This window comes from Parafrankia sp. FMc2 (assembly GCF_041008525.1).
Taxonomy (GTDB): domain Bacteria; phylum Actinomycetota; class Actinomycetes; order Frankiales; family Frankiaceae; genus Parafrankia.
On record NZ_JBFLUG010000146.1, the window covers coordinates 1 to 17,268 of the forward strand.

The 17,268-nt window shown below is 70.9% G+C and carries 10 protein-coding genes and 1 pseudogene; 3 read left to right on the forward strand and 8 right to left on the reverse strand.

What is annotated here, in order from left to right; genetic code table 11:
• Positions 1-337: 337 nt before the first annotated feature.
• Positions 338-926 (forward strand): annotated as a pseudogene (locus tag AB1460_RS30365) (cell division protein FtsK); the annotation flags it as partial.
• A gap of 364 nt (positions 927-1,290) precedes the next feature.
• Here AB1460_RS30365 and AB1460_RS30370 read toward each other — a convergent pair.
• The gene (locus tag AB1460_RS30370) at positions 1,291-1,863 is read right to left on the reverse strand and encodes an NADAR family protein (protein ID WP_368965518.1); all 573 of its coding nucleotides are present in this window, start codon (positions 1,861-1,863) and stop codon (positions 1,291-1,293) included.
• Between the two features lie 239 nt (positions 1,864-2,102).
• On the opposite strand from AB1460_RS30370, the gene AB1460_RS30375 reads away from it, so the two are divergent.
• Complete coding sequence (locus AB1460_RS30375) at positions 2,103-3,320, forward strand: restriction endonuclease (RefSeq protein WP_368965519.1); 1,218 nt, start codon at positions 2,103-2,105, stop codon at positions 3,318-3,320.
• Between the two features lie 31 nt (positions 3,321-3,351).
• Here AB1460_RS30375 and AB1460_RS30380 read toward each other — a convergent pair whose 3' ends face one another.
• The 7 genes from AB1460_RS30380 to AB1460_RS30410 all read right to left on the reverse strand — a co-directional run bounded on the left by AB1460_RS30380 (position 3,352) and on the right by AB1460_RS30410 (position 16,218).
• Positions 3,352-3,951, reverse strand: a complete 600-nt coding sequence (locus AB1460_RS30380) for a hypothetical protein (protein ID WP_368965520.1) — start codon at positions 3,949-3,951, stop codon at positions 3,352-3,354.
• Between the two features lie 108 nt (positions 3,952-4,059).
• The gene (locus AB1460_RS30385; protein ID WP_368965521.1) at positions 4,060-5,448 is read right to left on the reverse strand and encodes a DUF2786 domain-containing protein; all 1,389 of its coding nucleotides are present in this window, start codon (positions 5,446-5,448) and stop codon (positions 4,060-4,062) included.
• 461 nt (positions 5,449-5,909) lie between these two features.
• Complete coding sequence (locus AB1460_RS30390) at positions 5,910-7,982, reverse strand: hypothetical protein (protein WP_368965522.1); 2,073 nt, start codon at positions 7,980-7,982, stop codon at positions 5,910-5,912.
• 272 nt (positions 7,983-8,254) lie between these two features.
• Positions 8,255-8,737 (reverse strand): hypothetical protein, encoded by a 483-nt coding sequence (locus AB1460_RS30395; protein WP_368965523.1) that lies wholly within the window; start codon positions 8,735-8,737, stop codon positions 8,255-8,257.
• Positions 8,738-8,880: 143 nt separating this feature from the next.
• Positions 8,881-10,026, reverse strand: a complete 1,146-nt coding sequence (locus tag AB1460_RS30400; RefSeq protein ID WP_368965524.1) for a helix-turn-helix domain-containing protein — start codon at positions 10,024-10,026, stop codon at positions 8,881-8,883.
• 283 nt (positions 10,027-10,309) lie between these two features.
• Complete coding sequence (locus AB1460_RS30405) at positions 10,310-12,592, reverse strand: DEAD/DEAH box helicase (RefSeq protein WP_368965525.1); 2,283 nt, start codon at positions 12,590-12,592, stop codon at positions 10,310-10,312.
• The gene (locus tag AB1460_RS30410; RefSeq protein ID WP_368965526.1) at positions 12,592-16,218 is read right to left on the reverse strand and encodes a DEAD/DEAH box helicase; all 3,627 of its coding nucleotides are present in this window, start codon (positions 16,216-16,218) and stop codon (positions 12,592-12,594) included. The genes AB1460_RS30405 and AB1460_RS30410 overlap by 1 nt, the downstream gene beginning before the upstream one ends.
• Positions 16,219-16,572: 354 nt before the next feature.
• On the opposite strand from AB1460_RS30410, the gene AB1460_RS30415 reads away from it, so the two are divergent.
• A complete protein-coding gene (locus tag AB1460_RS30415) occupies positions 16,573-17,181 on the forward strand; it encodes a helix-turn-helix domain-containing protein (RefSeq protein WP_368965527.1) in 609 nt (202 codons plus the stop codon).
• The last annotated feature ends 87 nt before the right edge of the window (positions 17,182-17,268 follow it).

A 17,268-nucleotide genomic window follows, 5' to 3' on the forward strand; every position in this document is an offset into this window, starting at 1 on the left:
GAAGAATGTGAAGAACGATAACGCCGGGAAAGTCGCCGCCCGCACTGTCGACGAACTGCGCGACAGCGTCAAGAAGGCGTTCGCTCGCCTCTTGGCCACACCGGAGATTATCCGAGGCTTCTTCCGACCTCCAGACCTGTCCTACATCAATATTCCACTAACTTAGTTTTCTCTTAGTATATCGGATATGCATACTAGGCTCGCTTATCTGTTGGCGAGCGGTCAGCGGGCGGTACATCATCGATATCACGGCGGCAGGCGAATGTCGGGCGAGCGGTCCAATGCCCTCGCGGCAGGGAAAAGAATTCGCGGGCCCCCGGGAAAGGTGGTGTTTGCCATGTCCAGAATCAATGGTGACCGGCGGGTGCGGCGAATTCGTTTCCAGGCGGCCCGGGTGCGGGTTCCGCTGTGGATGCTGCTGCTGGCGGTGGCCGGCAAGGCGCTGGTCCTGAGCGTCCGGTGGTGCTGGCGGCACCGGGTCGCGGTGGTCGTGGCGCTCGGCCTGGTGCTGTTCGTCCACTGTTTCGGGCCGCTGGGCCTGGTTGCGCTTCTCGTCGGCCTCGTCCTGGCCGCGATCGTGTGGCGGAGGGCCCACCACCGGTCCTTCAGCCTGCTGATCTGGTGGGTGTGGGGCCGGGCGCGACTCGCGTTCGTCTACCGTCGGCGCTGGCGGCCCGCGATGGTCCACACCGGCCTGGCGATCCGCACGCCGATCTCGAGCGGGGATCAGGTGATCTTCGACGAGTACTTCCCACGGATCCGCGCGATCCAGACGGCCCCCGGGCTGGACATCCTGCGGGTGGAACTGCTCCCCGGGCAGACCCCGGACGAGTGGGCGGAACAGGCCGAGGCGCTGCGGCACGTGTTCCGGGCGTGGGACTGCGAAGTACATGCTGAAGTGCACCGGTTCATCAGGTTGCGATTCCGGCGCCACGGCGTCATCCACCACAGCGCAGCCTCTGATGCCCTCGGCTCGCCGGAGGCGCCCAGGATCCCGCCGCGCCGGCTGAAGACGAAGCAGTCTGTCTCCGGCTGGCCGGCGAGCCCCACCCACCCGGGAACCGTCCGCACGGGGTGCGCACAACGGTCGGAGCCCGTGATGACCGGTGGGTGGATCCCGGATCTCAGCCCCTACGCGAACCTCGAAGGGGCCGGCGAGGACGAGGACGGCGACGCTGCCGGCTGGCGTCGCCGGCATGAGGCCGCGTGACCTCACCGGTTCCTCCCACTTGTGGTCCGGCGTCCGGGCGTGCCTCAGTCGCCGCCAGGACGGATCGGCTTGGTCGGGTTTCAGGGCGCCGCCGACAGCAGCGCGCGTACCTCCATGAGCGCGAAGCCGAGAAGGTTCAGACCGGGCCAGGCGCTCGGGCGGCTCGCCCGCTCGTCCTCGGATGCAAGGCCGATGCCCCAGATACGGTCGAGCGGGCTTGCCTCGACCAGTGTCCGGCGGCCGGTTCCGACGAGGTACTCCCGCAGTGCGGGGTGCTGGCTGAACTTGGCGCTGTTGCCGCGCACGACGATGTCGTAGCGGCGGCGAGTCCAGGTCTCCTCGTCGAAGTCGCGGATCTGGCGGCCGAGCGCCTTCGCCTCACCTGGGCTCGCGGCTGCGAGTACCCGTTCGGCGGTTGCGTCGTCGCCGAACAGCCTGGATTTCTGTTCCATCATGAAATGCTCGGCGCTTCGATAGTCGGTACCGCCGACGGTGAAATCGACCGGCCACCACTGACTGAGGCAACCTTTCCCGACGCCGCCGCCCGGCGGTGGGCGGTGACCCCAGAAGAAGAGGAGCTTCGGAAGCCTGTCCTCCGCTTCCAGCCGGCGAAGGTCTCCCACCGATCGGGGCTGTACGTCGATGCTGGGCATGGGGTGAAGTTGTCAGGTTTCAGCCGTGCCGGCCACTGCTTTGCCGCTTGCTCCTGGACACGACCTGCGCCCAGGTGACGGTCGGCGCATCGTGCGGGCAGTCCTGCGGGTGGTCGGGATCCGGCCGCGGCCAGCGGCTCGTGCGTCGCTGAGTAACCAGATGATAGTTATTGGTGGCGGGAGCGAGGTCTGGTGTTGTGCGCTGCCCGGAGTGGATGACGACGGCGACTGGGGTGAGAGTGGCGCGCACGCTTCACGAGACGCTCGGGGACTGCGTCCGGCGGCTGGAACGGTACACCCGCGGGCAGCGCATCGGGGAGCAGAACACGAAGGCCAGCCTGATCGAACCAGTCATCGAAGCGTTGGGGTGGGACATCCACGACCTCGACGAGGTCAACCGGGAGTACCGGTACGGCGGGTCGGCGAACCCCGTCGACTACGCGCTGCTTCTTCGCCGCCGGCCCTGCCTGTTCATCGAGGCGAAAGGCCTCGGTGAGGACCTCGGTCAGCTGAGGTGGGCGACGCAGATTCTCAGCTACGCCACAGCTGCCGGGGTGCGGTGGGTCGTCCTGACGAACGGCGCGGAGTGGCGCATCTACAACGCGCACGCCCCGGTCCCCGTAGAGCAGAAGCTCTACCGGACGGTCCGTCTCGCCGACGGTGCCGACGAGGCGGCGCGCGTTCTGGAGTTGCTGGGCAAGGACGTGCTGGGCAGCGACCGAATCGAGCAGCTGTGGCGGTCCGAGTTCGTCGACGGGCAGGTCGTGTCGGCGCTCGCGGAGCTGTTCGACGGAGGGGAACCGGCGCCGGAGATCGTCGCGCTGGTCCGCCGCCGAACGCCCAGCCTCACCGAGTCCGAGGTGCGGGACACGCTGATCCGGGTCCGCGCGGCCTTCGACGTCCCCGAGGCGGTTCCGTCCTCCCGTGTGGTCCCGACGCCCCGGGGGGCCTACCCGGCCGCTTCGAACGGCTCCGTAGGTGTCCCCGCTTCATCGGGACGGGAAGCCGGGGCGAAGAGCTCAGATTCCTCCGGGGCGGACGTCCATGATGATCGTTTGCCGGGCGCGCCGACCGGTGTGGAGGCGTCCGAGGCCATGCCGCTGTCGGCGGATCCGGCCCGGGTGACACGGGTGGAGCGGGATCTGGGCCTGGCTGATCTCATCGCCGCGGGGCTGGTGCGGGTGGGCGGTGCGCTGACCGCTCGATATCGCGGCCAGCAGCGGGAGGCGCAGGTGCGCTCGGACGGGATGGTCAGTTTCGGTGGGCAGCGTCTGTCGCTGAGCGCGGCGGGGGCGGCGGTGAAAGTGGACATCGCCGGGCCGGACCTGCCGGCGACCGCCCGGCCGACGGACGGCTGGGAGTTCTGGAAGGCGCCCGACCCGAGGAGCGGAAAGCTCGTGAGCCTCAAGCGGCTGCGCCGAGATTTCGTCCAGTCCCGCCCGGACCGTTCCGCATAGCCTCAACTGCGCCCACACCACGCCGGGGGCCTCATGTCTGGCGGGGCTCGTCCTCGGTGACGCGGCCTCCGACATCGGCGTGGCCGGGCGCGCCCGGCTGGGCGTGGATGACGGAGCCCTGCCCGTGGTGAATGCGCAGGCGACGGCCGAGCGTGGCGGGATCGTCGTCCAGGCTGAGGCCGTCGGCGAGGACCGCGGTGAAGACCCGCTTCGCCAGCCCCCACCGACTCGCGTCCGCCATCGCGGCCGGGTACTTCTCGGCGAGCCGGCCCAGCTCCTTGAGCAGGGTCGGAACACGGGCGCTGGCCGGGTGCAGCCGGTCGGCGGTGCCGAGGAAGCACAGGAAATCCTGGATGATGTCCAGGCCGTGCGCGGCGAGACCCCAGGCGTCGACCTGCCGGGGCGCCACATAGTTCATGAACAGGTTGTGGACGTCACCGCTGCGCCAGCGGGTCGGGTCGGGCCGGAACAGGTACTCGGCACGGACGTGCAGCAGGAGCGTGATGCGATCACGCCACCGCCGGCCGGGCCCGTTGCCGTCCGTGCCGTCGCTCTCACCGTTCGGGGCACGGCCTTCCGTAGCGGCCCATGCGGCGAACTCGTCGATTACAGCCTGACGCGGACGATGCACCCGGCGATCTATCGAAGGCCTCCGTGTCGGGATCCGGCGCCTCCGCCTGGGTACCGGCCCTGGGCCGCGAACGGTCTGTGGCTGCGGCGTGGCCGCCTTCGCCCGCCGCTACCCGGGCCGGTCGGCGGCCACCTCTTCGCGGGTGCGCAACGAGGCGAGGTCGGCGGCGGCTCGGCCGAACGCCCATCCCTCGCCGTCGGTCGCGCTCACGGCCTGGGAGAAGATCTCCGGGAACATCGTCTCGGTTGTCTCCCGGACGACGTCGTCGCGGGCGGCGAGCACGGGCAGCAGCGATCCCTCTCCCGTCTCGGTGGCGGCCTGCGCGCTCGCCTCCTCGGTCGCGGCCCTCAGGCGTTGGTCGATCCGGATCGCGAACGAGGCGAGAAAGGACTGCCGGAACGACCGGGTGCGGGATCGTCCGGCGCTGTCCTGGCGTGACCCGGCCCGCATCATCGCCGTGGTCGCCTGGACCAGCAGCGATGTGTACAGCAGTTCCACCGCGTCGAGGTCGGGCTCGAAGCCGATCACCGTCGCGAACCCGAGTTGTTTCGACCACACGGAACGGCACCGGTTCGCGCCGGCGACCACGTCGAGCAGAGTCGTCTTGGCTGCCTCGTAGGGATTGTCGATGCCGACCCGTCGGCCGGTCGGTCTGTCGCGGGATCCCTCCCGCGCCGCCAGCAGCGCCTTGTCGATGCTGTGCCGGGTGATGAGCTGCTGTGCCTTGGCAGTCAGTGCCTCGGCCTCCTCGGCAAACCCGGTCGACTCGGCCTTCGCCAGCAGGGCGCGGACCTTGTCGAGGATGCGCGGGTCGGCGCTCCCGGCGGTGCCCGACGCGGCGGCCTGGCCGCTCGGGGCTCCTTGAGCATGGCCGTGGCCCGGGCCGCCCCGGCGCGCGGTGCCCGGTGGAGGGCACAGTGACTCGATCTCGGGCAGGGCGTGCAGAAGGCCGAGCAGATCGAGCACGTCGCTGATCACCCCGGCTCGGTCCCGGCTCTCACGGTCGCCCCAGGCCTCCAGCCAACGGTCGTCGTGGTCCCACCACACGGAGGCGCCGAGGGCCTGTAGCTGGGCCTTCCACCGCTCGTCGACGGTGGCGGCCGCGTACCGACGCGCCTGGGCTGCAATCGCGTCGACGGCGAGCCGCGCCTGGCGCTGGCCGGCCTGGCGGCTCGCGATCCGGTGCACGTCCACCGGCTGCCAGCCGTGCTGCCAGAGAGCCTCGACGACATGGTCGAACCACCTGGCGAGGGATCGATTGACGGCCCGGTGTCCGGTGGGGCCGCCCGGCACGGCGAGCAGCAACTCCACGCACCTTGCCACCGCCGCGTCATCCTGGTCGAGGTGGGCCTCCAGCGCGGCGGCGACCAAATGGTCGACCGCCTCCCGCACCGCCTCCCCTTGGCTCTGCGCCTGGTAGAACGATCCCGCCGCGCGGCCGCGGGCTTCGCGGGCCTTCTGCTTGGCCTTGCGTCGTTCACGGTTTCGGCTACCCATCCTCACCTCGTCTGCTCTGAATCTGAATTCCGCCGTCGATGATCCCAGCCGGCGCGTGGTGGCCGGGATGCGGGAGGGGATCCTCCGTCGCGATCAGATCCGGCCCAGCCGGGTCGAACGGCCGCCCCCGGCCTCGTTGCGCCGAGGTCCCGCGCAGTCCCGCCCGGATCATTCCGTTTAGCTAGACATGGCCGCCGTGGACGTAACCGCCGCTGTGGGCCGACGCCGAGATCGAGCAGCACGGTCCGGTAGTGGTGCGGACGGCGTGGCGGGTGTCGTCGACCCTCAGCACACCAGGCCCAGGCCCAGGCTCGTCGCCCTCCTCGCCCATCGACAGGTCGTCACTCACCAGCGCAAAGGCGCCGGATTCGGTCAGGGCACGGAGTTGCTGTTGTGCAGGAACTCCGTGCCAGTGGGCAGCGGAGGTGGCTTCTATCCGACGATGAGTCGCTGCTGAAGAATTACCGGCAGGCAGTCGGACGCTGAATGCGGGCCGGCGGCACGGGGCGTCGGCGGATATGTGGCTGGCCGGGGACGTGCCGTAGGCCGAGCGACTGCAGGCTGGGCGCGGCGGCGCCCCAGCCGGCGAGGCGATGTACCTCCCAGTCGATGTGGCTGCCGAGTGCCTCGAGCTGCGCTGGTGCGTAGGGGCTGAGGATCGGCGTGTTCGCGTCCGGCGTGGTGCCGTCGGGTTCGGCGGCGACCAGATCGATCCTGATTCCGGTCAGCCGTTCCAGCCCGAAGTGGGCTGCGAGCAGATCGGCGTTCGCCTTCGCCCAAAGCCAGTAGTCGAGGCCCTGCAGGACGAGGAACTCGTCACCGCCGATCTTGGTCTCGACGATGTGCAGGAGGCCCGTGTCGTCGACCGACACGAAGTCGACGTACCCGGTACGCCCGCCGGGCCGCCTGGCCGGCATCTCCCGTTCCAGCCGCCGTGCGACCGGCCAGCTGATCCTGTTCCAGTTGCTGGCCAGGGCGGCCTGGAGGCGGTGTTCGGCGTGGCCGGAGTCCTGGTCGCCGAGCCGGTCCGCGACACCCGTCTCCACCGCCGCTCGGATCCGCGCCGCGGTGGCGGCGTCCAACGGGCCGTCGAGGGCGAGGCCGAGCGGGGGAACCTCCCCGGCTTCCGGCTTCGAGTAGTTGACCCCGGCCACGAGTGCGAGGCCGGTGCGGGAGCGTCTGACGTTGAGGAGCTGCCGGCCCGCGCAGTGCCAGGCGCGGTAGCTGCCGCGGTGCGCGGGCACCAGGTCCGGGTGCCGGTCCGCCCAGGATATGAGGTGCTCGATCCACCCGCCGCGGGTGCCGAGATCGTGTTCTCCGCCGCGCAGTTTGGTCTCGCGCATCTCGGCAGGAACATCTGCCCGCTCGGCCGGTGGGACGCGGGTGACGGCGGTGCCGTCGTGCGTCCAGACGGCGACTGGCCGGTCGAGGTGGGCGGCGCGGCAGACCGTGGCCGCCTCGGCACCGGCAGGAAGTACCACGGCGAGTTCTCGGCCCGGGGCGTGGGCGATGCCGTAGGCAAGCGCCGAATCCACCGTGAGGGCATCCTCCTCGCCCCCGACGAGAACGGCCAGGGTCGTGGCATCGGCGAAGAACACCAGCGCCGACGACAGGGGGAAGCCCGGACAGGTGTAGGGCTCGGTGGGGAGACCCGCGGCTTCGGCCAGCTGCTTCGCCCCGTCCCGGAACTTCGTTCGGCGTGCTGCCGCCAGCTGCGCCGGCGTCATGACCGGCGTCATGACCGGCGTCGTCGACGACCCGCGCGTGGGCGCCGAAGAGGTGAGGAGGTTCCGGGTGGCCGCTGCCAGGTCGGCCGCAGTCTCGTCAGGCCTCGGCTGGTAGTAGCCCCGAGCGGTCACGACCGTTCCACGAGGACCGAGGGCGAGCTCCCCAAGTGCGCTTTGGACCCGGATCCACCGATCCGGTTCGTCTGCTGACGGTCGATAGCCCGCTGCGGCGAGCCACCCTGCGATCGGCTCGTCCCGTGCCGAGATGAACGGGCCGATCTGGCCCACGCCGCAGTCCTGGCGTCCTTCGGTGCGGAGGAGAACCGCGGTTTCGTAAACCAGGGGATAGCGCGCCTCGGCCTGGGCATGCCAGCAGTGGCCATGGCCGTCGCCGGCGGCTTCGCCCAGCCCGAGCAGGGCTGCCACCTCCTCCACATACCGTGGCCAGGGGATGTCCACGGACTGAAGGTGGTCACCGGGCGTTCCGATGCCGGACCAGACGCACCCCAGCTCGGCGGCGAGAAACACGTCGTCGGAACGGATCCGTACAGCGCCCCTGGACAGGCGTCCGAAGTACCGGGCCGACACCCGGCAGTCCGGTGAGGCGACGGCCAGCGAATACAGATCGCCATCCATGGGGACGAACACCGACGGGAGAACGGCCACCCCCACGCTGGCATACCAGCGTGCTGTCAGCTCGCAGGCCAGCCTCCATCGGATCCAGTTCAGTCGCGACCCCGGAGTGTCGTCGCCGTAGGCGACGTACCCGTTCCATGTTGTCCGGTCATCCCACAAAGCCCCCGTCATGACCCACACCCTGTCCGCCGGGTCCGACAGACACGGCAGTGGTTCGGTTTTGAGGCACCCCGCTGGCGGGGAGCAGCCGGCCACCGCGCCCGTCGCGCACCGACCGCGCGTCGGTGGACTGCTCGCCGAGCCGTTCGCTGAACGCTGTCGGGGAGGGCCCCGCGTCCGGACTGCCTGTCGGTCGGTGACGGCCGCCGCAGCGGTGCTCCCGACGCCGGGGGCCTCGAACCAAGCAATCATTGCGGTAATGGCATCGCAATCTGCCTTCCGGATCAGCAGACCTCCCGGTGGTGAGAGGGCAGGCGCACCTCTCTCGGGTAGTGCCACATCGCCTTGACCACGTTGTAGGCGGCCGGGCAACCGATCTCGCCGAAGGCATGGGCCTCCGCGAGCACCTCGGCCGCGTCGAGGACACGGATGCGGCTGGGGCGGTGCCGGGCGAAGTCCGCGGCTGGGCCGTCGTCGGTCACGAACACCCGGTCGGTGGCGGCCGTGCGCTCCAGCAAACGGATCGACTCGGCTTCGCCGAGATGCTGGAGCGGAGTGGACCGGGTGCCACCCAGGCCGCGACGGATGAGGTCGACCGCCTCGTCGTCGCCAGGCTGGTCGAGCCGATGAGCCGGACCCAGCCAGGTGTTTTCGAGGTTGAGAACATCCTGCAGCTTCGCCTCGGCCGGCAGGCCACGGCGGATTTCGTATCGTACGCCTTCTGTCCACCCGGCCCGACCGCCGAACCGTGCCTCCAGAATCGGCAACGCGCCGACTACGGAGAAATTCTGCAGCGAACAGGCGTCGAAGAGAACCAGGGAGCGTGCCGGAGGGCCAGTCCTGCCGGACTCCGGTGCATCTCCAAAGCGCGGATTCACGCTACCAGTCTATAAGCGGCCCACGGACGACATCACAGGACGAGTGTCGGGTCGTCGTCGGCCAGTTCCTCGTCCGTCATTGGTGGGAGGGGACTCAACTGTCTGAGGAGCGCACCTTCCGGCACACACATGAGCCGGGCGAGTACGCGCACTCCGATCGAGCCGTTGTTGTACGCATCCACCGCGCGCTGGAGCAGGCCGCTCGGTACCCGCCGCGCGCCGATGCTGCGTAGCTGACGTTGGTACTCCCCAGCGTGGCCTGCCAGCAGCTCAAGCCGCCGCGCCGACATCTGTCGGACCCGGTCCCGGCCAAGGGCATCCACGAGCTCGACATTGTGGAGACGGAAGGCGAGCGCATCCAGGCTGACCTTGAACTCGGCGAGCATCGCACCGATCGTGACCTCGGTCGTGCCCGCCGGCCCGAGCGCCCTGCACAACGCCGGCACCGGCATGAGAAACGCCGCGGCGAAGCTGTTGGCGCGGCGCTCCTCCACACTCCGCTCCGGGCCGAAAAGGTCTTCGTCCAGCCGTATGCCGTGAATGTCGCCGAAAGCTACGTGCCCGAGCTCATGAGCGAGGGTGTAGCGCTGCCGCGTCGCCGGAGTGGCACTGTTCACCAGAGCCAGGCGGTAGTTGCCACGGCTGATGCTCAGCCCGTCCAACCCTGGCGGCAGCTTCTCCACGGCGACGTCGACGCCCAGCCGCTGTTCACAGAAGTCGGCCAGACTCTCGATCGGCCCATCGCCGATCCCAGCCAGACCACGCACCTCGGCAGCGAGCGCGCCGGCCTGATCGACCCAGCGACCGGAAGAATCTGGAACGGAAATCGGAAAACGGCTCGGCGGCGCCGGCAGCCCTACATCGGACAACAGCCCGTCGATCTCCAGGAGCTCGTCCACCCGGCGCATAGCCTCGGTCACAGCCGGATTTGCGGCAGGCTGTACCCGGGCGGCGATCCGAACATCCTCGCGGTCGTCGGCGGCGAGGATCTCGTCGACCGGGACCCCCGTCACCTCGGCGACGAGCGCCAGCTCCAGCGAACTAAGTCGCCGCCGGCCGGCAAGTACCTTCGACAGGGCAGTCGGATCAAGACCCGCCGCGTTCGCCACGGCCCGCTGGGTCAGGCCCGATCGTTGGATGGCCTCCCGCACCCGGACAGCAAGAGTCTCAGGATCCACCGCCTCAACGTAGTCGTAGGTTGCTGAAATCGCAACTGTCTACCACTCGATCAAAGGGCGGAGGGGTTGTGCGGCGAGGCGCGTAGCGCCGTCGCATGCTGTTCCGCGTGCCGGAGGCCGATGCGGGCGAGGAGCTCGCGGGCTCCGGGTTCGCGCTGGTAGGACGCGAGACGTCCGTGGTATGCCGGCGCCCCGCTGGAGCGTGTCTGCGTGTACGCGGTGAACGCCGTCGGCGGGGGCCGCGCGTCCGGCCCCACTGATGGGCGGGTGCACGCGGGCGGGTTCAGGTGGTGGCGGCCTCGATGGCGATGCGCAGCTGTTCGGCTTCGACGATCTGGCGGGCGAGTTCCTGTTCGGAGACGTCCACGGCGTCGGGGGTGCCCTCGGCGACGGCGCTGCGGCGGGCGAAGGCGTCGAACGTCCGCCGTTTCTCGGCGAGGATCTCGCGCAGGCGCCGGTCCACCCCGACGGTGCTGACGAGGCGGTGTACCTGCACGCCGCGGACCTGGCCCATCCGGTGGCACCGGGCGATGGCCTGCTGCTCCAGGGTGGGTTTCACCTGCGGCTCACACAGGATCACCACGGACGCCGCCTGCATGTTCAGGCCGGTGCCGCCGGCCGAGATCTGGCTGACCAGCACCGCCGGGCCGGCGGCGGAGCCGAACTCGTCGACGAGGCGCTGCCGCGCGGTGGCCGGCGTGCTGCCGTCGAGGGGGCCGACGACCGTCACCACGTCGCCCAGCTCGGCCCGGACCGCCTGCTCCACCACCGTGAGGACGTCCAGGAAGTAGGAGAAGACGACGACCTTGCGCCGGTTGGACGCCGCCTCGGCGACGATGTCGAGCAGTCGCCGCAGCTTGCCGACCTGCCCGCCAGGACCGCCAGGTGTGCCAGGACCGCCAGGTGTGCCAGGGGTGCCGGGGGCGCCCGGGGCCGGGTAGGCGGCGCGGCGCATGGCCATGAAGTTGCCGGCCAACACGGCCTGGCGGTACGCCTGCTCCTCGGCCGGGCCGAAGTCCTCGGCCTCCTCGACCTCGATCAGCTCGGGCAGTTCGGAGAGGACGTCGTCGATGTTGCGGCGTAGGTAGGCCGGGGCGACCGCGCGCCGGAACGCCTCGGAGGCCATCCGCACCGGTCCGGTGCCCGGGTCGGTCGTCAGGTCCGGTTGCAGGTAGCCGACGAGGGCGCGGAACTCCGCCACCCGGTTCTCCATCGGCGTCCCGGTGAGGAACAGCACCCGCCCGGCCCGGTCGGCGAGCCCGCGGACGGCCTGCGAGCGCAGGGCCTGTGGGTTCTTGATGTAGTGCGCCTCGTCGACGACGAGCATCCCGATGTCGACGTCGGCCGGGACCGCCAGGGACCTCGCGACGTCGAAGGTGGTCACCGCGACACCGCCGTCGCGCGTCCAGCGACGCAGCTCGCCGGCGCGTTCCGGCCCGTGCAGGCGACGGGCGGTGAGCAGGCTGCGGGCCTCGACCTCCCGCAGCCAGTTGACCAGGACGGCGGCCGGCGCGACCACGAGGAAGTGGGTGGCGCCGAGCGTCCGCAGGTGCGCCAGCGCGGCGATGGCCTGGATCGTCTTGCCCAGCCCCATCTCGTCGCCGATGATCACCCGTCGTTGGACGAGTGCGAACCGCGCGCCGAACGCCTGGTAGCCGCGCAGCGCGACCCGGCGGTACGACTCGTCGAGCTGCTGGGCCCGCACCCGCTCGGCGATCTCGGCCGGCAGGCCGCCCTCGGCGGCGGCGACGTCCAGCCCGAGGTCGACGATCTGGCTGAGCGGGCCGTAGTACTCGGGGGCGCGTCGCTCGAAGTCCGCCCACACGGCCGCCGGTTCGACCGGTGCGTCCACCAGCTCACCCGCGGAGCACAGCGGGCCGGTGATCTCGTCCGGTCCACCGAACGTGATCAGGCCGGTCCCGGTCGCCTGCCCGAGCAGCTCGTCGAGGCGGGTGACCGCCCCGACCGCCTGCTCGCGCGCGGACGGGCTGGCGAACGTGTGCCGTAGCCATCCGCGGGCCGGGGCGGCTGCCCGGGCCAGGCCGGGTAGTTCCTCGGCCAGGGTGGCCACCGTCTCGCCGGCACGCACCTGGGCGAGGGTGCGTTCGACGCGGTCGAGCCGATGCAGCGCGACGAGCAGGTCGGTGCTGTAGGGGTTGGCCGGGTCGAGCTCGATGTGGAACCGGATGCTGTCCTCGGTGGCGGCGGAGAGCTGACGGGCGGCGGCGACGATCTGCGTGATCGACCGTTCCCCGAGACCGGTGATGCGCGGGGCCGGAGCAGGCCCCGTGTCGAACGTGTTCAGGACGTCCAGCACGGTGCGGAACCCGGCGCCCTCCAACGGTCCCAGGCGGACCCGCTCGCCGGTGACCTCCCGCAGCCGGGCCAGCGGCATGGTCGCCAGGTCGCGCCGGACCATCTGACCGCGCAGTGCCACGAACCGCTGCTCGACCTCCCCGCGGATCCGCGCCCTGCCCGCCTCGACGGCCCGGGCGGCGACATCCAGGGTCTCGGCCCGGCGCAGCAGGTCGCGGACCGCCCGCCGGTCCGCGGGATCGACCGTCATCAGAACCACCTGCGCCGCGGCCGGCGCACCGGCTCGGGCTCAGACGCCGGCTTGGGCGCGGGCGCGGGCGCGGGGGGCGGCGTCCAGGGACGGGGCCTGGGCGCCGACGCGGCCGGTGCGGGTGGCCCGGGAAGGCGTACACCGGCACGGGCCGCGAGACCTGCGGGGACGACGAGGGCCACCGCCTCCACGACCGGCTCGGGCTGGTCGAGATGCAGATCCGCCTCGATGTCCGCGAGCCGGCGGTTCAACCGGTATTCCAGCGCCTCCGCGCGCTGCCGCGCGGTCGCCGCGCTGATGCGGCCCTCACGGGAAGGGCGCTCACGGGACGTGCGGTCGGGGGAGGCGGGTGTCACCGCGTCGCCGGTCGCCCGCGTCGTGCCTCTCCGCCCCGCCGGGCCCGGATCATCGGCCCGCCAGGCCTTCCACTTCTCGATCTCGGCCCCCAACCGGTCGGCGACGAGCCGCCCTGCCCGCTCCGCGGGTGCCTGCACCCGCGCCCGGACCTCGTCCAGGTGAGCGGGCAGGAGATGGTCGAACGCCCAGGTCCGCACCACGTCCGCCGGCGGTTCACGCAGCCAGGGCGCGCCGTCCCGGCCGGGGGCGGCGAGCGCCGCGGCGCGCACGGCGTCCACCGGGCCCACCGCATACGTGCCCGTGCCCGGGGCCGAGGCCGTCCCCACGTCCGTGGGGTCGTGCAGTTCCAGGTAGCGCAGGTACGGCGCGGGTTCCCGGACCGACGCCGTGCCGTCCGGGCGCAGCTCCACCACCGTCATCCGGCGCGACACCACGCCGGCCGGCTGATGACCGTCCCGGATCTCGGCGCTGACGATCGCGAGCAGCCGCGGGACGCCGCCCGGATCCGTCGGGTCGACGAACACGGTTCCGCCCCGCAGCACGTCACGGGCCCGGCGCAGGACCCCGTCGGCGACCGCCTCGACGAGCGGATGCGACGGTTCGAGCAGCTCCGCGGAGCCCTGCCGCACAGTGCCTTCGGACCGTGCAGTGCCTTCGGATCGTGCGGAGCGGCCGGCGGGCCCGGTACCGAAGGTGATCCGCCGGTAGCCGGGATGCACGACCCGCCGGACGGGAGACACGCCAGCATCCTGACCGGTGTGCGCGGTACGGGTGTCCCGCAGCGCGGGCGGGACGTGGACGACCTGGTGCAGACCGGGTTCCCGTGGCTCGACGCGGCCACCGAGGGTGGGGAAGGCGGCCAGGAAGAACTCCTCCACGTCCGCCGGCGCCAGCCCGTGCCGCGTGGCCGCCTCGTGCCGGCGCCGCAGCCCGTCGACCTGCGCGGCGGCCAGGACGTCCGTGTGCAGGGCCCGCTCGTCGAGCAGCTCCACGAGCCCGGTGCCGACCGCCGCGTCGATGATCTCGTGCAGCCTGCCTCGGACGTCCGGGCTGTCGCCGTACCGGATCGCCTCGATGAGCAGGTCCCGCAGCGGCCGGTCGGCGAACGCCTGACCGAGGACGTCGAAGACCTTCCCGGAGTAGGCCTCGTGCTGCTGTTCGATCTTCTCCAGCAGCCGGTAGAACACGTCACCCTCACGGGTGTCGGTGGCCACCAGGTTCCACAGGTGGCACACCTCGCCCTGCCCGATGCGGTGGATGCGGCCGAACCGCTGCTCGATCCGGTTCGGGTTCCACGGCAGGTCGTAGTTGACCATCAGATGCGCCACCTGGAGGTTCACACCCTCACCGGCGGCGTCCGTGGCGACGAGGACGCGGGCCCGCGGATCAGAGGTGAAACGCCGCTGGGCCGCGAGGCGGCGCTCACGGGAAAGCCCACCGTGGATGAACTCCACCGCGGCCGTGTCACCGAGCAGTGTGGTGATCCGCTCGACCAGGTAGGCCTGCGTGTCCCGGTGCTCGGTAAAAAGGATGATCTTGCTGAGCTGGCCGGACTCGTCCCGGGTGCGCAGGTCGTCCCGCAGGATCGTCCGAAGCTCCGACCACTTGCGGTCGGTGTCGGCCGAGCGCACGCGGCGAGCCATGCCCACCAGGTGATCCAGCGTCGAGATCTCCGCCTGGAGCTCCTCACGGGTCCGGGCTGCCGTGGCCGCGTCGGTGACCTCCTCCTCCAACCAGACGAGATCACCGAAGGTGAGACTGTGCCGAGCCACCGTGCCGGAACCACTCAGGCCGGAACCGCCCAGGCCGGAACCGCCCAGGCCGGAACCGCCCAGGCCGGAATCGGGTGGATCCGGCTCGTCCAGCTCGGACAGGATGTCGTCGAGCGCGCTGTCCACTCCGCGGCTGTCCACCCCGCCGCGGCTGTCCCCGCCGCCGTTCCACAACCCGGCCAGTGTGCGCTCGACATGCTCCGCCAGCCGTCCACCGCTGCGGCCGCCGTTCCGGTCACTGTTGTCGGCGAGCTGCTGGCGCAGGCGCTCCCGCCGCCGTTCGAGACTGCGCAGGATCGCCTCGGGGCTGGAGGCCAGCCGCCGTTGCAGGATCGTCAGCGCGAAACCGACCGTGTTGCCACGCTGCACCTCGCCGCTGTCGCGCAGCCGGTCCGCGCGCCCCATCTCGTAACGCACATAGTCGGTGACCTCCTCGTACAGCTCCCGTTCGGCGGGGGAGAGCTGGTAGGGCACGGTGTACGCACGGCGCTCGGGGAACAGCGGCCGGCCGTCCAACGTGCGCAGGTCCTCCTTGAGGAGCCGGCGCATGAGGCCGGTGGTGTCCGCGGCCCCGCCGCCGGCGGCGGTGAAGTTTCCCTCGAACCGGTCCGGGTCCAGCAGCGCGAGGAAGGCGTGGAAGTCCTCGTGCCGGCCCGCGTGCGGTGTCGCCGTCATCAGCAGCAGATGGCGGGTGCGTTCCCTGAGCAGCTCACCGAGCTCGTAACGCCGCGTGGTCCGCAGCTCGTAGCCCGAATAGTGGGCGGACATGCGGTGCGCCTCGTCGACGATGACGAGATCCCATTCGCTGGCCTCCCGCAGCCGGGTGAGCAGGTCGTTGTTTCTGCTCAGATGGTCCATGCGGGCGAGAAGGAGCGGATGGCGCTCGAAGACGTCACTGCCGGGCGTCGCGGCCAGGTCCGTGCTGAGCCGTTCGAAGACGAGCCCGAACCGTTCCCGCAGCTCGCTCTGCCACTGGTCGATCAGCGACCCCGGGACGACGATCAGGCAGCGTGCGACGTCCTCGCGCAGCATCATCTCCTTGAGGTACAGCCCGGCGGTGATGGTCTTGCCCGCGCCGGGGTCGTCGGCGAGCAGGAACCGCAGCGGCGAGCGGGGCAGCAGCTCGTCGTAGACGGCCAGCAGCTGGTGCGGCAGCGGTTGCAGGGTGGACGTCGCCACCGCGGCCATGTCGGTGAAGAGGGTCGACCGCCGGATCCGCAGGGCCTCGGCGGCGAGGCGCCAGTCCCGCGGGTCGGTGCGGAAGGGCCCCGACGCGGTCACGCGCGCGAGGTCTGCCTCGCGCGAGCGCGGCAGTACCGACCTGTGGATGGTCCCGTCGTCACGCCGGTACTCGACGAGCCGCGCGTTGCTGCCGGCCGGCCGGACGGCGGTGACCACCACCGCCTCACCGTGGACGATCCCGGTGACACGCCACCCGGGGCAGAGATCCTCCAGCAGTGTTCCCGCAGGTACGTGGCCATTTCCGTCCGCCTGCATCCAGCCCCCCGCCGCCCGACCGTGAACGTATGGCGGAGTCAACTTTATGCACAACGGAGGCTGGCGCGGGAAAGTTCGCCACCGGTGGGACGGGTACGCCGATTTCCCAGGGCCGTCGCCGTCCGATCGGTGGATCTGTTCATTGTTTGCTCGGCATCAAACGATTGTACTCGCGGCGGCATCGCTCGTCGTCCGCGGAATGTGGCTTGGTAGTGGTCGCGGTGGAAGTCCGCCGGGCGCGATCCGTTTCGCGGGCTACCGTGGATCATCCCCCCGATGGGGCGGCCCCGCCCGGTGTTGGTGCACCGGGACGGGGCCTGGATCCGAACCCTGAAAACAGCAGGAGTCCGAACCGTGAAGTCCAGCATTGCACGGCGCTCCGCCGTCTCCGCGCTCTACTCCCATGTCCGCACGATCAGGCTCGTCCCGACCGTCGTCGGCGGGCGGATGGTGTCGGTGCGCGTGCTGCGTTCCACGCTCCTCGGGATCGCCTACTACCTCGACGCGACGGACTGGTCGGGTGCGTTCCCGTCGATGGCCACGCTGGCCGCGCGGGCCGAGGTGTCGGTGTCCACCGCCCGTCGCGCGGTGCGTGCCCTGGAGATGGCTGGCATCCTGGCCACCGAGCGCGGTGGCGGCCGCCGATCGAACCGGTACCGCATCGTCCGTCCGTCGGTCCCGGAGACCGGGTCGACGACAGCCCCGAAGCCGGTACCGGAGCCGTCGGTCGAGGACCGGGCTGCCTGGCCTCCAGGGCCGATCACTCCCCGCGAGCTGATGGACACCGCCCTCCCTGGGCAGAAGGACAAGGTCGTCATCCTTCACGAGGGCACCCTCGACGACCTTCGTGATCTCGCCCAGCATGGGCGCTCCGAGACCGCTCGGTGCCTCGCTGACCTGCCCACCAGACCGCAACCAGTCTCGCTAGACCTGTCTTCCGCACATGGGGTTGCGATGCGTTGACCGGCCCGGTTTCGGTTCAAGGTGGCCGGGTCGGGTCGACATCGAGGATGTCGAGGAGGTGCTGATGCAGAGCCGAGGGACGGGGGA

Excerpts from the sequence above, each read along its gene's own strand:
- AB1460_RS30370 (WP_368965518.1), bottom strand. The coding sequence starts at position 1,863 with ATGCCCAGCATCGACGTACAGCCCCGATCGGTGGGAGACCTTCGCCGG.
- AB1460_RS30385 (WP_368965521.1), bottom strand. The coding sequence starts at position 5,448 with ATGGGTAGCCGAAACCGTGAACGACGCAAGGCCAAGCAGAAGGCCCGC.
- AB1460_RS30390 (WP_368965522.1), bottom strand. The coding sequence starts at position 7,982 with ATGACGGGGGCTTTGTGGGATGACCGGACAACATGGAACGGGTACGTC.
- AB1460_RS30405 (WP_368965525.1), bottom strand. The coding sequence starts at position 12,592 with ATGACGGTCGATCCCGCGGACCGGCGGGCGGTCCGCGACCTGCTGCGC.
- AB1460_RS30410 (WP_368965526.1), bottom strand. The coding sequence starts at position 16,218 with ATGCAGGCGGACGGAAATGGCCACGTACCTGCGGGAACACTGCTGGAG.